A 22935-nucleotide genomic window follows, 5' to 3' on the forward strand; every position below is an offset into this window, starting at 1 on the left:
TGCGATTGAGTTTCGTCTGCCGCCGCCGCACAATGCCCGAATTGGCATTTCATGCGGTAACGGAGACGGCTTATGGATGTGCGTGCGGCGGTGGCCTTCGAAGCGGGCAAACCCCTCGAGATCGAAACGGTCCAGCTTGAGGGACCGAAGGAGGGCGAGGTTCTCGTTGAGATCAAGGCGACGGGCATCTGCCACACGGATGCCTTCACGCTGTCGGGCGAAGATCCAGAAGGCGCTTTCCCCGCGATCCTCGGCCATGAGGGCGCGGGCGTCGTCGTCGAAGTCGGCAAGGGTGTGAAGTCGCTCGCCGTCGGCGATCATGTGATCCCGCTCTACACGCCCGAATGCCGCGAATGCAAGAGCTGCACCAGCCATAAGACCAACCTCTGCACTTCCATCCGCGCGACGCAGGGCAAGGGCGTGATGCCGGACGGAACAAGCCGCTTTTCATACAAGGGCAAACCCGTGCTGCATTACATGGGCTGCTCCACCTTCGCGAATTACACGGTGCTGCCGGAGATCGCGCTCGCCAAGGTGCGCAAGGACGCGCCCTTCGACAAGATCTGCTATATCGGCTGCGGTGTGACGACGGGCATCGGTGCCGTCATATTCACGGCGGGCGTGGAAGCCGGCGCCAATGTCGTGGTTTTCGGCCTTGGCGGCATCGGCCTCAATGTGATACAGGGCGCGCGCATGGTGGGCGCCAACATGATCGTTGGCGTCGACATCAACCCTACGCGCGAGAGCCTTGCCCGTGAATTCGGCATGACGCATTTCGTGAACCCGAAAGAGATCAATGGCGATGTGGTTGGTCATATCGTGGAACTCACGGGCGGCGGTGCCGATTACAGCTTCGAATGTATCGGCAATGTGAACACGATGCGGCAGGCGCTTGAGTGCTGCCATCGTGGCTGGGGCGAAAGCATCATCATCGGCGTGGCAGGTGCGGGGCAGGAGATTTCGACGCGTCCCTTCCAGCTCGTCACAGGCCGCGTCTGGAAGGGCACGGCGTTCGGCGGCGCGCGCGGGCGCACCGATGTGCCGCGCATCGTCGACTGGTACATGGACGGCAAGATCAATATCGATGATCTCATCACCCACACCATGCCGCTCGAAGACATCAACAAGGGATTCGACCTCATGCATGAAGGCAAGTCGATCCGCTCGGTGGTCGTTTTCTGATGACCCCCGAAACCCTTTCGTCGCATCGTTGCTTCGGCGGCACACTCCGCATCTGCCGTCACTCCTCGGCGGCGACGGGCACGCCGATGCAGTTCTCGATTTTCCTGCCGGCGGGCAAGGGGCCATTTCCAACTCTGACCTTTCTCGCCGGCCTCACCTGCACGGAGGAGAACTTCACCGCGAAGGCGGGCGCCTATCGCGTGGCAAGCGAGCTTGGACTTGCCATCGTCGCACCCGATACAAGCCCGCGAGGTGAAGGCGTTGCCGATGACGAAGCATACGATCTCGGCCAGGGTGCGGGTTTCTACATCGATGCGACGGAGGCGCCATGGGCGCCGCATTTCAGCATGGAGACATATGTCATCCGCGACCTTGCTGCGGTCGTGCGCGACAATTTTCCGGTGGATGCGCGGCGTCAGTCGATCAGCGGTCATTCGATGGGCGGGCACGGGGCGCTGACGCTGGCGCTCAAATATCCCGAGCATTTCCGGTCCGTCTCGGCCTTCGCGCCCATCGTCTCGCCATCTCGCTGCGCCTGGGGCGAAAAGGCGTTCACCGCCTATCTCGGGAAGGACCATTCATCATGGGCGGCGCATGACGCCACCGCCCTGATGACGAGCGGCAATGCGGTCGGACACTTCGACGACATATTGGTCGATCAGGGGCTCGCCGATCCGTTTCTCGAGAAACAGTTGATGCCCGAGCTGTTCGAGGAAGCCTGTGCAATACACCGCCAGAAGCTGACGCTCAAGCGGCATGAGAGTTACGACCACTCCTATTATTTCATTCAGAGTTTCATCGAGGATCATTTGCGCTTTCATGCCGAGCGGCTGAAATGACGGTTGTCGATGTCGCAGTGGTGGGAGCAGGCGCGGCCGGCCTCGCCACCGCGCATCGTGCTTATGAGCTTGGGCTCTCCTGCTATCTCCTCGAAGCGAAGCCGCGCATCGGCGGGCGGACGCATACCGACACGGAAACTTTCGGCGTTCCGTGGGATCGTGGGGCGCATTGGCTGCATTCGGCGGACGTCAACCCGCTGACGCGGATTGCCGAAGAGCTTGACCATCCCTATCTAGCCCGGCCGCGGCCCTTCGACGGGAATTTTCATCTCGGCGAACGCTGGGGTGCGAAGGCGGAGTGGCGCGCCTATCGTGATGAGTTCGAAGCCGCTTACGAGCGTGCGCATGAGGCAGGCGAAACGGGCCACGATATTTCCGTGCTTGAGGTGATGGACAATGGCTCGCGCTGGGCGCGCATGGTGCATCACATCTTCACCGCGATTTCCGGCATGCCGCCCTCCGGAATTTCGACCGGCGATCTCGCGGCCTATCGCGACAGCGGCGCAAACTGGCCGCTTGTGCGCGGCTATGGTGCGCTTATCGAAGCGCGTTATGCGGGCCTGCCGGTCGAGCTGTCGACGCCGGTCAGCGCCATAGACACGGGCGGCACGCATATTCTTCTCGAAACGCCACGCGGCACAGTGCGAGCGCGGAGCCTTGTCGTCACGGTCTCGACCAATGTGCTCGCTTCCGGCGCGATCCGCTTCACGCCGGAGCTGCCGCTACCGCTTCAATCCGCGCTGACGCATGTGCCGACGGGCCATGCGAACAAGGTCGCTTTTCATTTCCGACGCGATGTCTTCGGTCTGCCGGAAACGAGCTATGTGAATTTCATGGATGAGCGCGATCCGTCGCGGCCTGCCGCATCGTTCCAGATCAATCCTTTCGGCAGCAATCTCGCCATTGCCTATCTCGGCGGCGATCTTGCGGAAGGTCTCGACAGGGCAGGCGAGGTGGAGATGATCTCTTTTGCGCGTGCCGCGCTTTCCGACATGTTCGGTTCGGACATTGTCAGGGATTTGTCCGGCGTGAGCGCGACGCGGTGGACCAGCGATCCGCATACGCTCGGCGCCTATTCCTGTGCGCGGCCGGGCCATGCGGATCAACGCGCCGTTCTGGCCGAACCCGTCAGCGAACGTTTCTTTCTCGCAGGTGAGGCAGTCTCCGCCGACTGGTATTCGACGGTGCAGGGCGCGCATGTGAGCGGCATCGAAGCGGCGGAGAAGGTGGCCGCATTGCTCGATCGCGCCATTGCGGCGGCGCGGCCGCGTTGACAGAATAAGGCTAACAAGAACACCGCATATAAACAGGGAGGAAAAAGTGGCGGATATGAAACTCATTGCAGACGGGCTGAGGTTCCCCGAAGGACCGATCGCGATGCCGGACGGGAGCATTCTGCTGGTCGAAATTGCGCGCGGCACGCTGACGCGCATTACGCCGGACGGGAAGAAGGAAATCGTCGCGGAGCCGGGCGGCGGACCGAACGGCGCTGCGATCGGCCCGGATGGTGCCTGCTATATCTGCAACAATGGCGGCTTCGAATGGCATGACCGCGGCGGTCTGCTGTTCCCCGGCGACATGGCGAAGGACTATTCGGGCGGCCGCATCGAGCGCGTCGATCTCAAGACCGGCAAGGTCGAGACGCTCTACAAGGAATGCAACGGCATCCCGCTCAACGGGCCGAACGATATCGTGTTCGACAAGTCGGGCGGCTTCTGGTTCACCGATCTCGGCAAGGGCCGAGGCCGGACGCAGGATCGCGGCGGTCTTTATTATGCGAAGACTGACGGCTCCTCGATCAAGGAAGTCGTGTTCCCGATCACCTCTCCGAATGGCGTCGGCCTCTCGCCGGACGAAAAGACCGTCTATGTCGCCGACACGATCCCCGGCCGTCTCTGGGCGTTTGACATTACCGGGCCTGGCGAAGTGGCGCCGCCCGAAGGTCCGCTGCCCGGCCGCTTTGTCGGCTCGCCCGCCGGCCTCAACTTCTTCGACTCGCTTGCGGTCGATTCGGCAGGCAATGTTTGCGTCGCAACGATCTTCAATGCGGGCATCACGATCTTCTCACCGGATGGCAGCAAGATCAGCCATGTGGCGACGGACGATCTCATCACCACGAATATCTGCTTCGGCGGCAAGGACCTGAAGACGGCCTATATCACGCTGTCGACGACAGGCCGTCTCGTTGCGACGGAATGGGCGGTACCGGGATTGCCGCTCAACTTCCTCAACAAGTAGGGCCAGGATTGGCTTGACACGTTCCGGCTGCGGAACGTGTCTTTGCCTGTCTCTTGCGCCGTGCAAACATGCGCGGCCTTTGGGGTACGCGGCGTCTGAATTATCAGGGAGGATAAAAGATGCGCCTATTTGTCAGTGTACTCGTTGCGTTGTTTGCGTTCACCGGAGCGGCTCTCGCCGATCCCTTTGCGAATTTCTACGGCAATACTGTCAATGTCGTGGGCCCGGCAGGCGAACGCCAGGTCTATATCGATGCCGGCGGCAGCTACTCGCAGAAGCTGCCCGATGGCAGCACGGCAGAAGGCAAGTACGAGATCAATGGGGACACGGCCTGCTTCCTTGGCGGCGAAGAGCCCTATTGCGTACCTGCCCAGTCGCGCAACGTCGGCGAGACCTGGGAACTGACCGCACCGGACGGCTCGACGGAAACGGCGACCCTCGTTGCCGGCCGCTAATCCCGGCAGATCGCGAAGCGAATTCGGCCGGTCCTTCGGGGCCGGCCGTTTTCATTTTCAGACGGGATCGCGTCAGGCGGTCTTGCGATTTGCGCTTTTCGACGCTTCGTCGACGATGGGCGAGAAGGTGCCATAGATCATGCGCTGTCCGTCAAAGGGCACCGTGGCGGGATCGTACTTCATGCGCTGGTCTTCCATAAGCTTCGGCCAGGCTGCCTCACGCGCTTCCTTCGAAGGCCATTCGACCCATGAAAAGACGATGGCTTCGTCCTTCGTTGCCTTTACGGCGCGGCGGAAGTCCGTCACCTTGCCGTCGGCCACATCGTCTTCCCAGCATTCGACGACGCGCGTTGCGCCGTGATCGAGGAAGACAGGCGCGGCTTTCGCGGCCATCTCTCGATAGGCTTCTTCGTTGGCCTTCGGCACGGCGAGAACATAGCCATCGATGTGGCCCATCTTTCCGCCTGGGCCTTCATCGACAAAGACGGAAAAGCCGCCATAGACCATGCGCATGCCATCGAAGGGCATCTGTCCCATCTCGTGCATGCGCGGATCACTTCTCATTTTCTGTCCGGCTGCGTCGCGGATTTCCTTCGAGGGATATTCACACCATGAAAAGAGCGCGACCTCATCCGCCTTCAGGTCCACGGCGCGCTTGAAGTCCGTCACCTTGCCGTCGGGCACGTCGTCGCCCCAGCCTTCGACGAGCCGGTTCATGCCGAACTCGCCGAACATGGGCCAGGCGCCCTGCGCATGCTTGCGGTAGAGCTCCTTGTTGGCGGCAGGCACAGCCACCAGAAATCCTTCTACATAGGACATTGTTCGCTTCCTTCAGTTCAACCTGCAAAGGTTGATATCAAAATAAAAGGACCGAGTCAAAGCTGCCGGTCCGGAAAGGAGAAGTTCCATAGTGGAAGGAGGCGTCAGTCCTCGATGGCGATGGCGGGCGCCTTGCGCGCGCCGCCGCCGAGCGCGCGGTCGAGATGTTCGCCGATGCGGCGCGCGATTTCGATGAAGGGGCGCGCTTCATCGCTTTCCGGTGCTGTGGCCGCAATGGGCTCGCCGCTATCGGATTTCTCGCGGATCGACATATGCAGCGGTATTTCGCCCAGAAAATCGCAGCCGAGTTTCTCCGCCATGCGCCGCGCGCCGCCCTGACCGAAGATGTAGGACTTCTCTCCCGAGCCGGGGCTCACGAAATAAGCCATGTTCTCGACAATGCCGAAGACGGGGATATGCGTCTTCTCGAACATGGCGAAGCCCTTGCGCGCATCGATCAATGCAATTTCCTGCGGCGTGGAAACGACGACCGCACCGGTGAGCGGCACGCGCTGCGCCATGGTGAGCTGTGCATCGCCGGTGCCGGGCGGCATGTCGATGATCAGCACATCGAGTTCGCCCCATTCCACATCGCTCATCATCTGGGTGAGGGCGGACTGCACCATCGGCCCGCGCCAGATCATCGGCGTATCCTCGTTGACGAGATAGCCGATGGACATGGTCTTGATGCCGTATTTCACTTTCGGCAACAGCTTCTTGCCGTCCTTGCTCTCGGGCTTGCCGGTGAGGCCCATCATGCGCGGGATGGAAGGTCCGTAAATATCCGCATCAAGAAGGCCGACGCGCCGCCCGAGCTTCGCGAGTGCCAAGGCGAGGTTGACAGCGACAGTTGATTTGCCGACTCCGCCCTTGCCGCTGGCGATGGCGACGATTGCCTTTACGCCCGGAATCTTCATTGCGCCTTGCGGTGCGCGCTCACCCGGATGTGCCTGGGCCTGATGTGAATGGGAATGTCCCCTCGCAGGCGAGGGCGATTGCCCTGCGGCACGATGCGCAGTGAGGACCGCCGTGACGCTCAGCACGCCGGGCACATTCTTCGCGGCAGCCTCGCAGGCCGCGCGCAGCGGCTCCTTTTCCGCGCCTTTCGCAGGATCGACTTCGAGCGAAAAACCGACATGGCCTTCGCGAACAACGAGGCCCTGAACGAGCCCGGTGCTCATGACATCATTGCCGCTCTCCTCGTCGATCACATTCGCGAGAGCTGCTGCAATATCGTCCCTGCTTACGCGCGACATGTTGTATTCCCGATTTTGCCGCAACGAGGATGCGCGGCACCGTTCATTTTGCTTTAAGGCTTGTCCGGTTCGCGTTGCACCTGCCGGGTCTCTGTCATATAAACCCCGGGGTATGCGTTTCCAACTGGTCCATTCCTTCGCAATCAAAGGATTTTTGATGCCCTGGAGCAATAATAACGGCGGTGGCGGCTGGCAGGGCGGCGGTGGAGGCGGCGACCGTGGGCCTTGGGGACAAGGGCCGCGCGGCGGTGGCGGTGGCGGAAATCAGCCGCCGGATCTCGATGAATTGCTGCGCCGTGCGCAGGAGAAGCTGCGACAGGTGTTCGGCGGTGCCGGCGGACCGGGAGGCGGCGGAGGAACCACCACTGCGGGCGGTGGTTCCGGGCCGGTCTTTCTGATTGGCCTCGTTCTGCTGGGCCTTCTCGCCTATTCATCATTTTTCCGCGTGAATACCGACCAGCAGGGTATCGTGCTCCGCTTCGGCCATGTAGTACGCACGGTCGAGCCGGGCCTGCACCTCAAGTTTCCCTATCCTGTGGAAACGGTTTTCACGCCGGCAGTCACGCGCATTGAAACAATTGCCATCGGCGCGGTGAGCCAGGAACGCTTGATGCTCACCGGCGACGAGAACATCGTCGACATCCGCTTCAATGTTCAGTGGAAGATCAAGGCCGGGCAGGCAGCCGAATTCCTGTTCAATGTGGAAAACCCGGAGCAGGCCGTGAAGGCCGTTTCCGAAAGCGTCATGCGCGAGGTCGTCGGCCAGTCGAATATCGAATTCCTGCAGACGATCGGACGAAGCGACGTGCAGGTGCAAGTTCTCCAGAAGGTTCAGGATACGCTGGATAGCTACCGGGCGGGTATCGAGATTACCGAAGTCTCGATCAATGAAGTCGATCCGCCTGCCGAAGTCATCGACGCCTATCGCGATGTGCAGGCTGCGCGTACCGACCGGGAGCGCCTCCAGAATCAGGCCGAAACCTATGCGAACACGGTCGTTCCGCGCGCCCGAGGCGATGCGGCGCGGATCACGCAAGCGGCTGAAGCCTATCGTGAGCAGATCGTTGCGGCGGCTGAAGGTGATGCAAACCGTTTCCTTGCCATCTATAACGAGTATCGCAAGGCGCAGGATGTGACCCGCAAGCGCATCTACATCGAAACGATGCAGCATGTGCTTGGCGATACGAACAAGCTGTTCCTGAGCGACCCGAACAGCGGCAAGGGTATTCTTCCCTATCTGCCGCTCAATGAATTGCAACCGCGCGCGCGTAGTGGGGCTTCCACAGGGGAAGCATCCTCGAACGGCAACCAGCCCGCGACAGGAGGCCGCTGATGAATAGGTCCATCGCCATCGGTGTTGGTATCGTCGCCCTTATCGCCGGCTTCGCGATCTATCTATCCGCTTACACCGTCAACATGACGCAGCAGGCGATCGTGCTGCAGTTTGGCGACCCGCGAGCGGTCGTGACGACACCCGGCCTGCACTGGAAGCTGCCGGTCATTCAGAATGTGATCTATATCGACAAGCGCATTCTCAATCTGAATCACGGTACGGAGCCGACTGAAATCATTGCGAAGGACCGCAAGCGTCTCGATGTCGATGCCTTTGCCCGCTATCGGATCGTCGACTCGCTTCGCTTCTACCAGTCGGTTGGCGACCCGAGGAACGTCGACAGCCGCCTTCGTCCGATTTTCGTTTCGTCGCTGCGAAATGTGCTTGGCGACAACACGCTGGAAGAACTCGTGCGCGACAATCGTGCCGGCCTGATGAACAATATTCAGCAGGCGTTCAATAGGGCCGCACAGCAGTTCGGCATCGAAGTGATCGACGTGCGCATCCGCCGCGCCGATCTGCCGGTGCAGAACAGTCAGGCGATCTATCAGCGCATGCAGACAGAACGTGAGCGTGAAGCGGCGGAAATCCGCGCGCAGGGTAACGAAGAGTCGCAGCGCATTCGAAGCCGCGCCGATCGCGACGTGACGGTCATTCTCGCCGAGGCCGAGCGCGATGCCCAGATCATGCGAGGCGAGGGCGATGCGAGACGGAACGAAATCTTCGCCGAAGCCTATTCACAGGACCCCGAGTTCTTTGCTTTCTATCGCTCGATGGATGCCTATCGGGCGAGCCTGAAGAGCGAAAACACGACGATGATCGTGACGCCGGACAGCGAGTTCTTCCGTTATTTCGGCTCCGAAAGGGGCAGGCGCTGAGTCGCTCAGAACGGCGGTGACGGAGCTTCTTTCCGCGCTCGGCCTCGCCATCGCCCTGGAAGGCGTGCTCTATGCCGCTTTTCCTGGGCCGGTTCGCCGGGCGCTGATGTCGCTCGCTGAAATCTCCGACCAGAAGCTCAGGATGGGCGGCCTTGCCGCGCTGGCGCTTGGCGTCTTTTTGGTCTGGCTGGTCCGGGGCTGAGGCAACGCCTCATTTCGTCCATAATCGGAACGAAACATGACAGAAGTGTCACAAGGCGCATGTGCGTTTCGAGCGGAGCTGTTGAATGAATCTGGCGATTGGCGGCAGAGCGGCCAGGTGGGGCATCTGTCTTGCCGTCCTCATCCTTGTTTCGGCGATGCAGGCGGACGCGCGGCCGGCGCTGAACGGATTTGCCGATCTTGCCGAGCGCCTTTCGCCCGCCGTGGTGAATATTTCCACTTCGCAGGTGCTCAAGCCGCGCGACATGGAAATTCCGGGATTGCCGGAGGATTCGCCTCTCAAGGATTTTTTCGATGAGTTTCTGGAACTGCAACGCCGCGGCGGGCCGCAGCGCGTGCAGTCGCTCGGATCGGGCTTTGTGATCGATCCTACGGGCATCGTTATCACCAACCATCATGTCATTGACGGCGCGGACCGCATCGAAGTCACCTTCATCGACGGTACGACGCTTCCCGCAGAGATTGCGGGAACGGACCCCAAGACCGATCTTGCCGTGCTGCGCGTCGAAAGCGACAAGCCGCTGCCGCATGTCGAACTCGGCGACAGCGGGCGTCTGCGCGTCGGCGACTGGGTGCTCGCGATCGGCAATCCCTTCGGTCTTGGCGGTACGGTGACGGCCGGCATCGTCTCGGCCCTCAACCGCGATATACATGCAGGCAATTACGACGATTTCATCCAGACGGATGCGGCAATCAACCGTGGCAACTCGGGCGGACCGCTGTTCAATCTCGATGGTGAGGTGGTGGGCGTCAATTCGGCGATCATCTCTCCATCTGGCGCTTCGGTGGGCATCGGCTTTGCCGTTCCCGCGAGCACGGTAAAGCCCATCGTTGCGCAAATTCTCGAATATGGTGAGACGCGGCGCGGGTGGATCGGCGTCCGTATCCAGACGGTGACGCCCGAGATTGCGGACAGTCTGGGGCTCGGCGCCACGCGCGGCGCGCTTGTTGCCGGCATCACCGCCGACGGGCCTGCGGCCGCTGCGGGGCTTGAGCCCGGCGACGTCGTTCTCGCCTTCGACGGGCGCAACATCGCGACCATGCGCGATCTGCCGCGCGTCGTCGCGGAAGCGAAGATCGGCTCGACAGTCGACATGCAGATTTTCCGGGATGGCGAAACGCTGACGCGGAAGATCACCGTGGCACAACTCGAAGAGGCGAGCGCCGCCGAAGCACCTGCGCCGGACGCCACAGAGCCAGATGTGGCCGAAACGGTCGTGCTCGGTCTCGGCCTCGCCTCGCTCAACGATGATTTGCGCCGCCGTTTCAATGTTGCGGAGAGTCTTGCGGGTGTCCTCGTCATCGAAGTCGATCCGCTTAGTGCGGCGGCCGAGAGGGGTGTGCGCCCCGGCGATGTCATCGTGCAAGTGGCACAGCGCGCGGTTTCCTCGCCGGAGGATGTTAAACGGATCGTGGAGTCGGAGGAGAAAGCGGGCCGCAATTCCGTGCTGCTGCGTCTCGTTGCCGGCGGCGAGACACGCTTCGTCGCGCTCCGGCTCGGCGGCCGGCCCTAGTCCCTGATCTCTTCCTGCCTGTATCCTTGCAGATAGAGCAGCGCCGTCAGGTCGCCGTGATCGATGCGCGCTGCGGCGGCTTCCGCCACCACGGGCTTTGCGTGATAGGCGACGCCGAGGCCCGCCTCGGCGATCATCGCGAGGTCGTTCGCGCCGTCGCCGACAGCCAGCGTTTCATGGCGTTTCAGGCCGAGTTCCTCGCGCAGATGGATCAGCGCGTCGAGCTTGGCCTGCCGTCCGAGGATCGGTTCGGCCACGCCGCCCGTCAGCTTGTCATCGGCGAATATGAGGCGGTTTGCCTGATTGGTATTGAAACCGACCGCATGGGCAACGCGCTCGGTGAAAAAGGTGAAGCCGCCCGAGACAAGTGCGCAGGCATGACCATCGGCGCGCATGGTGGCGGTCAGCGCCTTCGCGCCGGGCATCACGGTGATGCGCTCGCGATAGACTTTTTCCAGCGCCCCGAGTGGCAGGCCCTTCAGCAGTCCTACGCGCTCGCGCAGCGCCGGTTCGAACTCGATCTCACCGCGCATGGCGCGTTCGGTGATTTCGGAAATCTGCTGCTTGATGCCGAATTCGGCGGCCAGCTCGTCGATACATTCCTGCTCGATGATGGTCGAATCCATGTCGGCGACGAGCAGCTTCTTGCGGCGCCCTTCGGCGGGCTGCACGGCGAGGTCGATCTTCGCGCCCTTAAGTGCCGCGCGGGCGGCGGCTTCCGCCGCTTTCGCGTCGCCCTCGAAAGGAATGTCGCAGGCCATGGCCTCGGCAAGCCAGCCTGCTGCGGCGGGAGAAGGCAGGGCGGCGCGGGCCGCCTCCACATGCGCACTTGCAAGCGGCGTTGCTTTGTTGCCTATCAGGGTCAGGACGTATTTCATGTGGCAGACTTTTTTCTCAACCAATGTCATGCCCGGGCTTGACCTGGGCATCCAGGAACCGCTCACTCAGCGTCTGATCGCTCTGGATTGCCGGCCTCCTTATAGAGCAAAGGAGGGCCCGGCAATGACGAGGAAGTTTAGTTGTGACCGATCCCATCCATATCGAACGTGCCGTCCTTATTGCAGGGCCGACCGCCAGCGGCAAGTCGGCGCTGGCGCTCGCACTTGCCGAACGGTTGGGCGGCGAGGTGGTCAATGCGGATTCGATGCAGGTGTACCGCGAAATGCGGGTCATCACGGCACGTCCCTCGCGGGAGGATGACGCGCGCGTTCCACACCACCTCTATGGCGTGAGGAGCGCGGCGGCGCCCTTGTCTGCCGGGCGCTGGGCGGCGCTTGCCGCACGCGTCATGGGGGAGATCGCGGGCCGCGGCGCTGTCCCCATCGTGGTGGGCGGCACAGGGCTTTATTTCCGGGCGCTGACCGAGGGGCTTGCGCCGGTGCCGCAGATCCCGTCCGAAATACGTGAGGCTGCGCGCGCCGAGGTGGCGGAGGCCGGGCCGCACGCCCATGCGCTGCTTGCGGAAGCCGACCCCGCTCTCGCCGCGGCCATCCGGCCTTCCGACCGGCAGCGGATCGCGCGGGGGATCGAGGTTTTCCGGGCGACGGGAAGGCCGCTTTCTGCGTGGCAGCAGGAGCCGCTGGCACCGCTCGTTTCAGGCAGATTTGCGAAAATCGTCCTCACGCCGGAGCGCGACTGGCTGCGGGAGCGGATTGCCCGGCGCTTCGATCTGATGATGGAGGAAGGGGCGCTCGAAGAGGCGCGGCTTATGGCCGGTTTCGGACTCGATCCGTCGCTCCCCGCCATGAAGGCGCTGGGGCTTCGCCCGCTGATCCGGCATCTGGAGGGAGAGGTGACTCGCGAAGAGGCCGTAGATGCCGGAAAGAGCGAGAGCCGTGCCTATGCCAAACGGCAGGAAACCTGGTTCAGAACGCAGATGATTGCGTGGAATAGCCTTTATGCGCAAGATTCGGAAAGTCTTAATGGGGAAATCTTTTCGTTTATTGACGATTTGGGGTTGACCCGGTCCTGAGGCGCGGCTAGGTTGCGCGCGCTTTCGGCGGCGATGCGCGGAAAAGGACCGGAAATCCGGTTCTCGCGCGGGGCCGCCTTGTTGTTTTTGCCCCTGAAGGGCGAAGAAGGACCGGAACAATGGCGGCTCAGGAACTGACAGGCGCGGAAATCGTCATCAAGGCGCTGGTCGATCAGGGCGTGGATACGATTTTCGGCTATCCCGGCGGCGCCGTGCTGCCGATCTATGACGCGCTGTTCCAGCAGAACAAGATCCGCCACATCCTCGTCCGCCACGAGCAGGGCGCGGTCCATGCCGCGGAGGGATATGCGCGCTCGACGGGCAAGCCCGGCGTCGTTCTCGTGACATCCGGGCCGGGTGCCACCAATGCCATTACCGGCCTCACCGATGCGCTGATGGATTCGATTCCGATCGTCTGCCTGACGGGCCAGGTCGCCACCCATCTCATCGGTTCGGACGCCTTCCAGGAGTGCGACACGGTCGGCATCACGCGCCATTGCACGAAGCATAACTGGCTGGTGAAGTCGGTGCCGGAGCTTGCGCGCGTCATGCATGAGGCGTTCTACGTCGCGACGCATGGCCGCCCCGGCCCTGTCGTCATCGACATTCCGAAGGACGTCCAGTTCCAGAAGGCGGAATACACCGTCTCGCCGCATATCACGCACCGCACCTATCGTCCGGTCGTGAAGGGCGATATCGAAAAGATCAAGGAAGCGATCGATCTCATCGTCAATGCGAAGAAGCCGGTCTTCTACACGGGCGGCGGCATCATCAATTCGGGTCCGGTTGCGAGCCAGTTGCTCCGCGAATTCGTGCGGCTGACGGGCTATCCCATCACCTCGACGCTGATGGGGCTCGGCGCTTATCCGGCTTCGGACAAGCAGTGGCTCGGCATGCTCGGCATGCATGGCACCTATGAAGCCAACAACGCCATGCATGACTGCGATGTGCTCATCAATATCGGCGCGCGTTTTGATGACCGCGTGACGGGGCGTCTCGATGCCTTCTCGCCCTATTCGAAGAAGATCCATGTCGATATCGACGCCTCGTCGATCAACAAGAATGTCCGTGCCGATATCGGCATCATCGGCGATTGCGCCCATGTGCTCGAAGACATGCTGCGCATCTGGAAGTCGAAGGCGCGCCGGCCGGACAAGGCGGCGCTTGCCGACTGGTGGAAGCAGATCGACCTGTGGCGTGGCCGCAAGTCGCTTTCCTTCAAGACCAATGACGAGGTCATCAAGCCGCAACAGGCGATCCAGCGCCTCTTCGAACTGACGAAAGGCCGCGAGACCTTCATCACCACGGAAGTCGGCCAGCATCAGATGTGGGCGGCGCAGCACTTCCATTTCGACGAGCCGAACCGCTGGATGACGTCGGGCGGCCTCGGCACGATGGGCTATGGCCTGCCGGCCGCTATCGGCGTGCAGATCGCGCATCCGAAGGCGCTGGTGGTCGACATTGCTGGCGAAGCCTCGATCCTCATGAACATGCAGGAAATGTCGACGGCGGTGCAGTTCATGCTGCCGGTCAAGATATTCATCCTGAACAATGAATATATGGGCATGGTCCGCCAGTGGCAGGAACTGCTCCATGAAGGCCGCTATTCGCATTCCTATTCGGATTCGCTGCCCGATTTCGTGAAGCTCGCCGAGGCCTATGGCGCGACGGGCATCCGGGCCTCGAAGCCCTCCGAGCTCGATGCGGCGATCCGGAAGATGATCGACACGCCGGGCCCGGTCATTTTCGACTGCCGGGTGGACCAGCTCGAGAATTGCTACCCCATGATCCCGTCGGGTGCGGCCCATAACGAGATGATCCTTGGCGACGACCCGGAAGGGGCGAGCGTCTCGGAAGAGGGGAAGATGCTGGTCTGACGGCCCGGAAGGGGCGGGAACCCCAAAAATAGCTTCCCCCCGGACCCCATACCCACTACAGAGACGCGCATGAAAAAGGACGAACCTATCGAGCGGCACACGATTTCCGTTCTCGTGGACAACGAGGCGGGCGTGCTTGCGCGCGTGATCGGGCTCTTTTCGGGCCGGGGCTACAATATCGAGAGCCTGACGGTTGCCGAAGTGGACCAGGCGGAGCATACGTCGCGGATCACCGTGGTGACGTCCGGCACGCCCATGGTCATCGAGCAGATCAAGGCGCAGCTCGACCGGCTGGTGCCGGTCCACAAGGTGGTGGACCTGACCGTCGAGACGAAGGCCGTCGAGCGCGAAATGGCGCTTGTGAAGGTCGCGGGCTCGGGCGAAAAGCGCGTCGAGGCGCTGCGCCTGTCGGATGCGTTCCGCGCCCGCGTGATCGACACGACGCATGCCTCCTTCATTTTCGAGGTGACGGGCACGCCGGAAAAGCTCGACGCCTTTATCGGGCTGATGCGCCCGCTCGGACTGGTTGATGTGTCGCGGACAGGCGTGGTGGCGATCGCCCGCGGTCCCGAAGCGATGTAAACGAAACGACTGGAGCGTGTTTCCCAAAAGTGGCCGCCGGTTTTGGGATAAAAACACGCTCAGCACTTTAAAGACGGACAAAGGACAAGAGCCATGCGCGTTTATTACGACCGCGACGCGGACGTTAACCTGATCAAGAGCAAGAAAGTCGCCATCATCGGTTATGGCAGCCAGGGCCATGCCCATGCGCTGAACCTGCGCGACTCGGGCGTGAAGGAAGTCGCCGTGGCGCTCCGCGCGGGCTCGGCCACCGCCAAGAAGGCGGAAGGCGAGGGCCTGAAGGTGATGACGGTTGCCGAAGCCGCGAAGTGGGCCGATGTGCTGATGATGCTGACGCCTGACGAGCTTCAGGCCGACATCTATTATGCGGACCTGCATGACAACATGAAGCCGGGCGCGGCGCTTCTCTTCGCGCATGGCCTCAACATCCATTTCAACCTGATCGAGCCACGCAAGGACATCGACGTGCTCATGGTCGCGCCGAAGGGCCCCGGCCACACGGTGCGTTCGGAATACAAGCGCGGTGGCGGCGTGCCGTCCCTCATTGCCGTCCATCAGGACGCGACGGGCAACGCGCATGACGTCGGCCTCTCCTACGCCTCGGCGAATGGCGGCGGCCGCGCCGGTATCATCGAGACCACGTTCCGCGAGGAATGCGAGACCGATCTTTTCGGCGAGCAGGTCGTGCTTTGCGGCGGTCTCGTCGAGCTCATCCGTGCCGGTTTCGAAACGCTGACGGAAGCGGGCTACGCGCCGGAAATGGCCTATTTCGAATGCCTGCACGAAGTAAAGCTGATCGTCGACCTGATCTATGAAGGCGGCATCGCCAACATGAACTACTCGATCTCGAACACGGCCGAGTATGGCGAATACGTCACTGGCCCGCGCATCATCACGCCGGAAACCAAGGCGGAAATGAAGCGCGTGCTGCACGACATTCAGTCGGGCAAGTTCACGCGCGACTGGATGCTCGAGAACAAGGTCAACCAGACGAGCTTCAAGGCGACGCGCGCGGCTGCAGCCGCTCACCCGATCGAAGAGGTCGGTGCGCGCCTTCGAGAGATGATGCCGTGGATTTCGGCGAACAAACTCGTAGACAAGGCCAAGAACTGACGCGATCTCGCGAACAGCCCCTTGCATCATGGGCCCTCCGCGCAGATCGCGCGGGGGGCCTTTCTCTTTTTGGAGAGGTCTCATGCCTCCATCATTCGCTCCTCATGGCGCTGCCATCGCCTTTCTGCATACGGCGGCGCTCCATATCGAAACCTTCGAGCGCTTGCGTGATGAAATTGCGCCGGGCCTCAGGCTGCATCATGCCGTGCGCGAGGATCTGCTCGCCGCGACGGAGAAGGCAGGGCGCGTGACGCCCGCCGTCTCGCTCGATACGCAGGAGGCGCTGCTGGCTCTGGCGGAGGGCGGCGCGCGCGTCGTCGTCTGCACCTGTTCGACGCTTGGCGGCGAGGCGGAGAAGGCGGCGCGCGAGGCGGAAATTCCCGTCATGCGGATCGACCGGCCGATGGCCGACCGCGCGGTGCGCATGGGTGCCCGCATCGGCGTCTGCGCCGCGCTAGGCGCAACGCTCGCGCCCACGCGCGCGCTGATCGAAAGTTCGGCGGCGCGGGCGAAGCGCGATATTTCCGTCCGCGAGTTTCTGTTCGATGACGTCTGGTCCGCCTTCCGCGAAGGCCGTCTCGGCGATTATCATCAGGGCATCGCCGCACGTCTCGGCGAAGCGTCGCGCGAGGTCGATGTGCTGGTGCTGGCGCAGGCTTCGATGGCACCTGCGATCCCGCTTGCCGGTGCGCTCAACGCGCCGGTGCTGTCGTCACCGCGGATCGGCTTCGAGGAAGCGGCGAGGATTGCGGGCGTGAGCGTGGGGGAGACTGCTTGAACCAATAATTCAAAGTGTCATGCCGGGGGTGACGAGTGTGGGAATGAAGTCCCTCAGCCCACTTCCATCCCGTATTTCGCCGCCTGCTCCGCGATGAAGGTGTCGATGTCGTGCAGCATTGCTTCCCATGCGGCGTCGGTCGCGTCGTCCCATTCGCTGCCGAGACTGTCACGGAAGCAATCCCTCACGACACGGAAGAATGTCGCAAAGGTTCGCGGCGGCACGCCGAGATTGCGGTGGTTCGTGAGTTCGCTCTGGATGAGCACCGGCGCATAGGCGCGGGGCCCGAGAAGATCGAAAACGCAATCGAGGGCTTCGACGAGCATATGCCCCTTGGCGCTGCCATCCGTATCGAGCACGAAGAGAGATTCCATTTCCGGCTGCTCGGCAAAGAGCCGCGCATAAACAAGCCCGGTCGGATCGCCTTCCACGTCCGCCACGCGCTCGATCGAGCGTTCGATACTCTGCTTCTGATCGTCTGTGAGGCTCATGGGTGTCTCCCTTGTTCTTGCTGTCATTGCCGGACTTGATCCGGCAATCCAGCAGCCGCCGAAAGGCGGCGTCTTCTTCACGAAGACTGTTCTTTTTGTCTGACGCTGAGTGTGAAGCTCTGGACCCCCGGGTCAAGCCCGGGGGTGACGAACAAAGAGGGGAAAGAGCAAAAAGTCTATCCGTACACCATCCCGTGCCAGCCGGAGCGGTCGAAGGGGGACCAGTCGGCTTCGGTTTGTGCCAGCCGGTCGGCAATCGCCCAGAGCACAAGCGGGTTGAAGCCCATGCCGATATGGGTGGCCGGCACTTCGATATTGTCGGTGCGCGAGGAGGGGAGTTCGCGGCAGGCCTCCCAGGGCACGATGCCGTCGCTCTTCGAATAGATCGCGGAGCAGGGCACGGGCGGAGGCAGGCGGCGGCGCGCGGCGGCTTCGGGCTTGCGGCTGCCATCGACAGCGATGTCGGAGCCGAAGGGGCTCCCCAGTGTCACCACCTGGCGTACGGCAAAGGGAAACTCCCGCGCCAGTTCCCGCGCGAAAATGCCGCCGAGGCTCCAGCCGACGATGCTGATGCGGCGGCCATAGCGATCGTAAAGCTCTTTGAGCCGTATACGGAGTTTTTCGTGCAGCTCGCGGCTCGGGCCCCAGTTGTGGCCCTGTTTCCAGGGATGAGCGGCGTAGCCCAGTTCTTCCAGATATCGGCGGATGACGAGGGTGGATTCGTCCCCTGTCAGCACGCCGGGCAGCACCAGCACGGCATGGCCGTCGCCGCGCGGGGCCGAGAGGAGAGCCGGAATGGCGGGCGCCAGCGTGCCAAGCTCCGCGAAGATGCGCAGTTCGCCGAGATAGGAAAGCCAGCCAGGCTCGCGCCCCGCGCCGTCTTTCCAATAGCCGCCAGTATCCGTCATCGAGGGCCCCTTCACGCCAAGGCAGGATTATACCGCATTGCAGCATGAAGCGGCGGAATATTTCATGCGCGGTCAGTGGGCGTGTCCGGCAGCGTGATCCGGGCAGCTTTCCTCTTCGATCTGCACCGTCGCATGGCCGATGCCGAATTCGGCGGCGAGCCGCGCCTTGATGGCGGCCAGCGCCATGCCGGGATCGATTCCCGGCGCGAGGCGAGCATGAAGGGTTGCCACAGCGCGGTTCGAGCCGAGCGACCAGGCATGGACATGGTGGACATCGGCAAGACCTTCGACATTGGCCATGAGGTCGCCGGCGATCCGCTCGCCTTCGGCGCCCTCGGGCGTTCCCTCCATCAGGACATGTGCGCTTTCGCGGACGATGCCGGCAGCGCTTCGCAGGATGAGGAGGGCGACGAGAACGGAGAGGAGCGGGTCGGCGATGGTGTAACCGGTCCCCATGATGATGAGGGCGGCGGCTATGGCGGCGACCGAGCCCAGCATGTCGCCCAGCACATGTACCATGGCGCCGCGCATGTTGAGCGTCTGTTCGCCGCCATGCAGCAGCTTGAAGGCCATGATGTTGACGAGGAGACCCGTAATCGCGATCGCCAGCATGGGCAAGCCCATGACGGGCGAGGGCGAGAGGATGCGGCTCGCGGCCTCGAAGAGAATCCATGCAACGACGCCGATCATCACAAGACCATTGGTGAAGGCCGCAAGGATTTCGGCCCGTGCATAGCCATAGGAGCGCGCCCCGTCGGCCGGGCGCTTCGCCAGCCGCGTTGCAATGAAGGCGAGAAAAAGCGCGCCTGTGTCGGTCAGCATGTGGCCGGCATCTGCGATCAGCGCGAGAGAGCCCGAGATCACGCCGCCCACCGCCTCGATCACCATGAAGCCGCCGGTCAGCCACATGGCGAACATCACGCGCTTCTCGTTGCCAAGCCCGTCCGCATGCGGGCCATGCGCGTGGCCGTGATCGTGCGGGTGATGATGGTGATGCGCGCTCATTCGGCGTCCTCGTTCACATGGGCGATCATGTCGGAAATGACATGGGCCACGTGCTGGTCGTGTATCCGGTAGAAGATCTGCTTGCCGCGCCGGTCCGGCGTGACGAGGCGGGCTGCGCGCAGAAGCCGCAGATGATGGCTCACCAGCGAGAGCGAAAGACCGAGCCTATCGGCAATATCGCTCACGGCCACAGGGCCTTCCAGCGTCGCAATCACGATGCGCAGGCGTGTCGGATCGCCGAGCATCTTGAACATGTCGGCGAGTTCGAAGGTCTTGTCGTCCGGCAGGGCGGGAGCGGACGGCCTTGCAACAGCCGTGGCAGCGGTTTTCGGGGCTGCGCTCATGCCAACCTCATCAATTGAACAACTGTTCAAGTGTTATCGGTTTGCGGAGCAGGGTGCAAGACCGAGATGCGTGGATACGGGGACATGTCCCATACCGGTCTCAATGTGCTAAACCGCCTCCAATTCAACCTTCGGAGGCCCCATGCGCATCGGCACGCCGCTTTCCCCATCCGCTTTCCGCGTCATGCTTCTGGGCTCCGGCGAGCTTGGCAAGGAAGTGGTGATCGAACTGCAGCGGCTCGGCGTCGAGGTGATCGCCGTTGACCGCTATGAGAACGCCCCGGCGCAACAGGTCGCCCATCGCGCTCATGTGATCGCCATGACGGACGCAAAGGCGCTTCGCGCGTTGGTAGAGAAGGAGCGGCCGCATCTTATCGTGCCGGAAATCGAGGCGATTGCGACGGACGAGCTTGCACGGATCGAGGCGGACGGGCTTGCCGAGGTCATTCCCACGGCCCGGGCGACGCAGCTCACCATGAACCGTGAGGGCATTCGCCGTCTTGCCGCGGAAGAGCTTGGCCTGCCGACCTCGCCTTATGCCTTTGCCTCCACCGCAGCGGAATTGAAGGCGGCGATTGCGGGCGGCATCGGCTTTCCCTGTTTCGTGAAGCCAGTCATGTCGTCTTCCGGCAAGGGGCAGAGCCTGTTGAAAGGGCCGGACGATATTCAGCCCGCCTGGGACTATGCGATGGCGGGCGGCCGCGTCGAGGCGCCGCGCGTCATCGTCGAAGGGCTGATCGATTTCGACTATGAGATCACGCAGCTCACCGTGCGTGCCGTGGGCGCAAGCGGCCAAATCGAGACGCAATTTTGCGCGCCAATCGGCCACCGCCAGGTGAAGGGTGATTATGTCGAGAGCTGGCAGCCGCAAGAGATGAGCGCGAAGGCGCTTTCCGGCTCGCGCGACATCGCGGCAAAGGTCACGGGCGCGCTTGGCGGGCGCGGCATTTTCGGCGTCGAGCTTTTCGTGAGGGGCGACATGGTCTGGTTCTCGGAAGTGAGCCCGCGCCCGCACGATACGGGCCTCGTCACGCTCATCACCCAACATCAGAGCGAATTCGCGCTTCATGCCCGCGCCATTCTCGGCCTGCCGGTCTCGGTCGAGCAGATTTCGCCGGGCGCCTCCGCCGTCATCTATGGCGGGCTGGAAGAAAAGGGCATTGCTTTCGAAGGTGTCGAAAAGGCGCTCGCCATTCCGGGCACAGATCTCCGGCTATTCGGCAAGCCCGAGTCTTTCGAGCGCCGACGCATGGGTGTGGCGCTTGCGCGGGCGTCCGACACGGATGAAGCCCGCCGGATTGCGAAACAGGCGGCGGATGCCGTGACGCCCGTATCCGGGTGAGACAATGCCGCAAGGGGATTCAGGTTCTGTTAACCCTGAGGTTCGAAACCGGCAAATATGGCCGCGAGATTACGAAACATTAGCGGCTGCGGGCAAGTATTCTCTCCGAAAGGAGTGCCCGAATTGACGGAAGTTTCTGCCACGAATGTTGCCGGATGCGGCCAGACGCTGCCCGCAGAAATGCGCGCAGTGAAAAAGGGCCGCGCGGCGGCGCTTTCCGTCGTCACAAGCGCGGCGCTCACGGCGGTCAAATTCTTCATCGGCATTCTGTCGGGCTCGCTCGCGCTCATCGCCGACGCGCTGCAGGGATTTGTCGATGTCGTCATCGGCATCGTCACCTATCACGCCGTCACCTCTTCGGAGAAATCGGCAGACGCACAGAACACCTATGGGCGCGAGAAAGTGGAGGCCATGGCCGCCTTCTTCGAATGCCTGCTGCTGAGCGCAATCTCCCTGTTCATCTGGATTACCGCTTTCAAGAAGATGCTGGTCGGCGGACCGCAGGTTCAGGTCGAGTTCTGGTTCATTGCCGTGATTGCCAGCGCGATCTGCGCGGATTTCGGGCGGAGTGTCTATCTGCGTCATACGGCGAGGGAGACGGGCAGCCTCGCGCTTTCCGCGAGTTCCTATCACTTCCTTGCGGATTCACTGTCGTCTGCCGTGGTTCTCGCCGGCCTTATGTTCGTGTGGCTCGGCTTCGAGACGGCAGACCTTGTCGCCACGATCTCGGTTGCAGCCTTCCTTACCTATTCGGCCTACAAGGTTGGCTCGCCTGCCGTGGACGCACTGCTCGACCGGTCGCATCCCGCGCTTTCATGGGCGGTCTATGGCCTCATTGCCGATGAATCAAGCGTCGCCGAGGTGCGCCAGCTCCGCCTCCGCAAGGCATCGCACAAATATTTCGTGGAGGCGGTCGTAGCGCTAGACGCAAATCTCACTTTCGCCGAAGCGGCGAAAGAGAAAGAACGGCTCGCACGGCTTGTCGAGGACAGGCTTGGCCATGCCGAGGTGATCGTCAGCGCCGTCCCGGACAGCCGGTGTGGCGAGGCGGCCTCGAATCCGAATTTCTCCACAACCGTGCAATAGCCGATCGGCCGGTTGCCGTATTTGCCGCTGGCGGACCCTACGCGGTAGACGATGCAGCCGTGCTCGATGCCGGTACATGTCAGGCCGATGCGTTCGCCTCGTTCGGCAGTGAGTCGCGTGAGACCTATGTGGTGGCGCCAGCTTGCGTATTCGGCTTCGCGCCATGGTTCGAGGTAGGCGTGGCGGTCGAGCGTTCGCTCGACGGCGGTGCCTGGGGCACGGCGATTGAACCGGGCTTAAAGGCCGTGCTTGGCGGGATCGAGGAAGCGGGTTTGAGCTTCGGTATTGCCTCGGGACTTACCTATGATCGTACTGCCCGCAGTGTCGCAGGCTATTCGCTGGTCGGTCTTGTCTCGCTGGAACTGTCCGAACCCATCACCGTAAATCTCAACGCCGGTTATGAGCGCGATCGTGCGGCCGCCAGCGATCATTTCGTCTGGGGGGCCGGGGTAGCGTTTCAGGCGAGCGAAAACCTCGCCTTCATCGCCGAAGCCTTCGGGCAGGACGAGGGCAGGACCGGCTTCCAGGCAGGGTTCCGCCCGACCATCTTCAACGGCCATGTCGATCTCGATTTCGTCTATGGCCGCAACGTCACGGGCGAGAGCGGCAACTGGTTCTCGGCCGGAACGTCGGTGCGCTTCTGATCGCCGAGGCGGTCACGGATGGCAGCATGGCAAGCCCCGGCGCAAATAAATCTTGCG

General features: G+C 62.4%; 24 protein-coding genes. 17 read left to right on the forward strand and 7 right to left on the reverse strand.

Annotated elements, in window-relative coordinates:
* Positions 1-72 precede the first annotated feature (72 nt).
* The 5 genes from ACK4FH_RS09475 to ACK4FH_RS09495 all read left to right on the forward strand — a co-directional run bounded on the left by ACK4FH_RS09475 (position 73) and on the right by ACK4FH_RS09495 (position 4714).
* The gene (locus ACK4FH_RS09475; RefSeq protein WP_409812974.1) at positions 73-1182 is read left to right on the forward strand and encodes an S-(hydroxymethyl)glutathione dehydrogenase/class III alcohol dehydrogenase; all 1110 of its coding nucleotides are present in this window, start codon (positions 73-75) and stop codon (positions 1180-1182) included.
* Positions 1182-2021 carry an S-formylglutathione hydrolase gene (gene fghA / locus ACK4FH_RS09480; protein WP_409812975.1) on the forward strand — a complete coding sequence of 280 codons (840 nt, stop codon included), beginning with the start codon at positions 1182-1184 and terminating at the stop codon, positions 2019-2021. Before ACK4FH_RS09475 ends, fghA begins: the two co-directional genes overlap by 1 nt.
* Positions 2018-3295: a flavin monoamine oxidase family protein gene (locus ACK4FH_RS09485; RefSeq protein ID WP_409812976.1), complete on the forward strand. Its 1278-nt coding sequence runs from the start codon at positions 2018-2020 to the stop codon at positions 3293-3295. Before fghA ends, ACK4FH_RS09485 begins: the two co-directional genes overlap by 4 nt.
* 46 nt (positions 3296-3341) lie before the next feature.
* Positions 3342-4259 (forward strand): SMP-30/gluconolactonase/LRE family protein, encoded by a 918-nt coding sequence (locus ACK4FH_RS09490; RefSeq protein ID WP_409812978.1) that lies wholly within the window; start codon positions 3342-3344, stop codon positions 4257-4259.
* 119 nt (positions 4260-4378) lie between these two features.
* Complete coding sequence (locus ACK4FH_RS09495; RefSeq protein ID WP_409812980.1) at positions 4379-4714, forward strand: hypothetical protein; 336 nt, start codon at positions 4379-4381, stop codon at positions 4712-4714.
* 72 nt (positions 4715-4786) lie between these two features.
* On the opposite strand, the gene ACK4FH_RS09500 is transcribed toward ACK4FH_RS09495, so the two are convergent.
* Entirely contained in the window at positions 4787-5533 is a 747-nt protein-coding gene (locus ACK4FH_RS09500; protein ID WP_409812982.1) for a DUF1428 domain-containing protein, read from the reverse strand.
* Positions 5534-5637: 104 nt separating this feature from the next.
* Positions 5638-6789: an Mrp/NBP35 family ATP-binding protein gene (locus ACK4FH_RS09505; RefSeq protein WP_409812984.1), complete on the reverse strand. Its 1152-nt coding sequence runs from the start codon at positions 6787-6789 to the stop codon at positions 5638-5640.
* A gap of 157 nt (positions 6790-6946) precedes the next feature.
* On the opposite strand from ACK4FH_RS09505, the gene hflK reads away from it, so the two are divergent.
* The 4 genes from hflK to ACK4FH_RS09525 all read left to right on the forward strand — a co-directional run bounded on the left by hflK (position 6947) and on the right by ACK4FH_RS09525 (position 10736).
* A complete protein-coding gene (gene hflK / locus ACK4FH_RS09510; RefSeq protein ID WP_409812985.1) occupies positions 6947-8122 on the forward strand; it encodes an FtsH protease activity modulator HflK in 1176 nt (391 codons plus the stop codon).
* Positions 8122-9000, forward strand: coding sequence for a protease modulator HflC (gene hflC / locus ACK4FH_RS09515; RefSeq protein WP_409812987.1), 879 nt, complete (start codon positions 8122-8124; stop codon positions 8998-9000). The genes hflK and hflC overlap by 1 nt, the downstream gene beginning before the upstream one ends.
* A gap of 16 nt (positions 9001-9016) precedes the next feature.
* Positions 9017-9202 carry a DUF2065 domain-containing protein gene (locus tag ACK4FH_RS09520; protein WP_409812989.1) on the forward strand — a complete coding sequence of 62 codons (186 nt, stop codon included), beginning with the start codon at positions 9017-9019 and terminating at the stop codon, positions 9200-9202.
* An 85-nt stretch (positions 9203-9287) separates the two neighbouring features.
* A complete protein-coding gene (locus ACK4FH_RS09525) occupies positions 9288-10736 on the forward strand; it encodes a DegQ family serine endoprotease (protein WP_409812991.1) in 1449 nt (482 codons plus the stop codon).
* On the opposite strand, the gene serB is transcribed toward ACK4FH_RS09525, so the two are convergent.
* Positions 10733-11614 (reverse strand): phosphoserine phosphatase SerB, encoded by an 882-nt coding sequence (gene serB / locus ACK4FH_RS09530; protein WP_409812993.1) that lies wholly within the window; start codon positions 11612-11614, stop codon positions 10733-10735. The genes ACK4FH_RS09525 and serB overlap by 4 nt on opposite strands.
* Positions 11615-11757: 143 nt before the next feature.
* On the opposite strand from serB, the gene miaA reads away from it, so the two are divergent.
* From miaA to ACK4FH_RS09555, 5 genes are all read left to right on the forward strand, one after another.
* The gene (miaA, locus tag ACK4FH_RS09535; RefSeq protein WP_409812995.1) at positions 11758-12708 is read left to right on the forward strand and encodes a tRNA (adenosine(37)-N6)-dimethylallyltransferase MiaA; all 951 of its coding nucleotides are present in this window, start codon (positions 11758-11760) and stop codon (positions 12706-12708) included.
* A 119-nt stretch (positions 12709-12827) separates the two neighbouring features.
* Positions 12828-14585, forward strand: coding sequence for an acetolactate synthase 3 large subunit (locus ACK4FH_RS09540; protein ID WP_409812996.1), 1758 nt, complete (start codon positions 12828-12830; stop codon positions 14583-14585).
* Positions 14586-14654: 69 nt separating this feature from the next.
* Positions 14655-15167, forward strand: coding sequence for an acetolactate synthase small subunit (ilvN, locus tag ACK4FH_RS09545; protein ID WP_409812998.1), 513 nt, complete (start codon positions 14655-14657; stop codon positions 15165-15167).
* A 93-nt stretch (positions 15168-15260) separates the two neighbouring features.
* A complete protein-coding gene (gene ilvC / locus ACK4FH_RS09550; RefSeq protein ID WP_409813000.1) occupies positions 15261-16280 on the forward strand; it encodes a ketol-acid reductoisomerase in 1020 nt (339 codons plus the stop codon).
* A gap of 82 nt (positions 16281-16362) precedes the next feature.
* The gene (locus tag ACK4FH_RS09555) at positions 16363-17058 is read left to right on the forward strand and encodes an aspartate/glutamate racemase family protein (protein WP_409813002.1); all 696 of its coding nucleotides are present in this window, start codon (positions 16363-16365) and stop codon (positions 17056-17058) included.
* A gap of 53 nt (positions 17059-17111) precedes the next feature.
* Here ACK4FH_RS09555 and ACK4FH_RS09560 read toward each other — a convergent pair whose 3' ends face one another.
* The 4 genes from ACK4FH_RS09560 to ACK4FH_RS09575 all read right to left on the reverse strand — a co-directional run bounded on the left by ACK4FH_RS09560 (position 17112) and on the right by ACK4FH_RS09575 (position 19806).
* Positions 17112-17549: a globin domain-containing protein gene (locus tag ACK4FH_RS09560; RefSeq protein WP_409813003.1), complete on the reverse strand. Its 438-nt coding sequence runs from the start codon at positions 17547-17549 to the stop codon at positions 17112-17114.
* A 176-nt stretch (positions 17550-17725) separates the two neighbouring features.
* Positions 17726-18457: an alpha/beta hydrolase gene (locus ACK4FH_RS09565; protein ID WP_409813005.1), complete on the reverse strand. Its 732-nt coding sequence runs from the start codon at positions 18455-18457 to the stop codon at positions 17726-17728.
* A 72-nt stretch (positions 18458-18529) separates the two neighbouring features.
* Positions 18530-19462, reverse strand: coding sequence for a cation diffusion facilitator family transporter (locus ACK4FH_RS09570; RefSeq protein ID WP_409813006.1), 933 nt, complete (start codon positions 19460-19462; stop codon positions 18530-18532).
* Positions 19459-19806 carry an ArsR/SmtB family transcription factor gene (locus ACK4FH_RS09575; RefSeq protein ID WP_409813008.1) on the reverse strand — a complete coding sequence of 116 codons (348 nt, stop codon included), beginning with the start codon at positions 19804-19806 and terminating at the stop codon, positions 19459-19461. Before ACK4FH_RS09575 ends, ACK4FH_RS09570 begins: the two co-directional genes overlap by 4 nt.
* Positions 19807-19948: 142 nt before the next feature.
* On the opposite strand from ACK4FH_RS09575, the gene purT reads away from it, so the two are divergent.
* From purT to ACK4FH_RS09590, 3 genes are all read left to right on the forward strand, one after another.
* A complete protein-coding gene (purT, locus tag ACK4FH_RS09580; protein WP_409813010.1) occupies positions 19949-21148 on the forward strand; it encodes a formate-dependent phosphoribosylglycinamide formyltransferase in 1200 nt (399 codons plus the stop codon).
* Between the two features lie 123 nt (positions 21149-21271).
* Positions 21272-22234 (forward strand): cation diffusion facilitator family transporter, encoded by a 963-nt coding sequence (locus ACK4FH_RS09585; RefSeq protein ID WP_409813012.1) that lies wholly within the window; start codon positions 21272-21274, stop codon positions 22232-22234.
* On the forward strand, positions 22186-22878 hold the full coding sequence (locus ACK4FH_RS09590; RefSeq protein ID WP_409813014.1) for a hypothetical protein: 693 nt from the start codon (positions 22186-22188) through the stop codon (positions 22876-22878). The genes ACK4FH_RS09585 and ACK4FH_RS09590 overlap by 49 nt, the downstream gene beginning before the upstream one ends.
* Positions 22879-22935 lie beyond the last annotated feature (57 nt).

Source organism: Parvibaculum sp., assembly GCF_046297875.1.
Lineage (GTDB): Bacteria > Pseudomonadota > Alphaproteobacteria > Parvibaculales > Parvibaculaceae > Parvibaculum.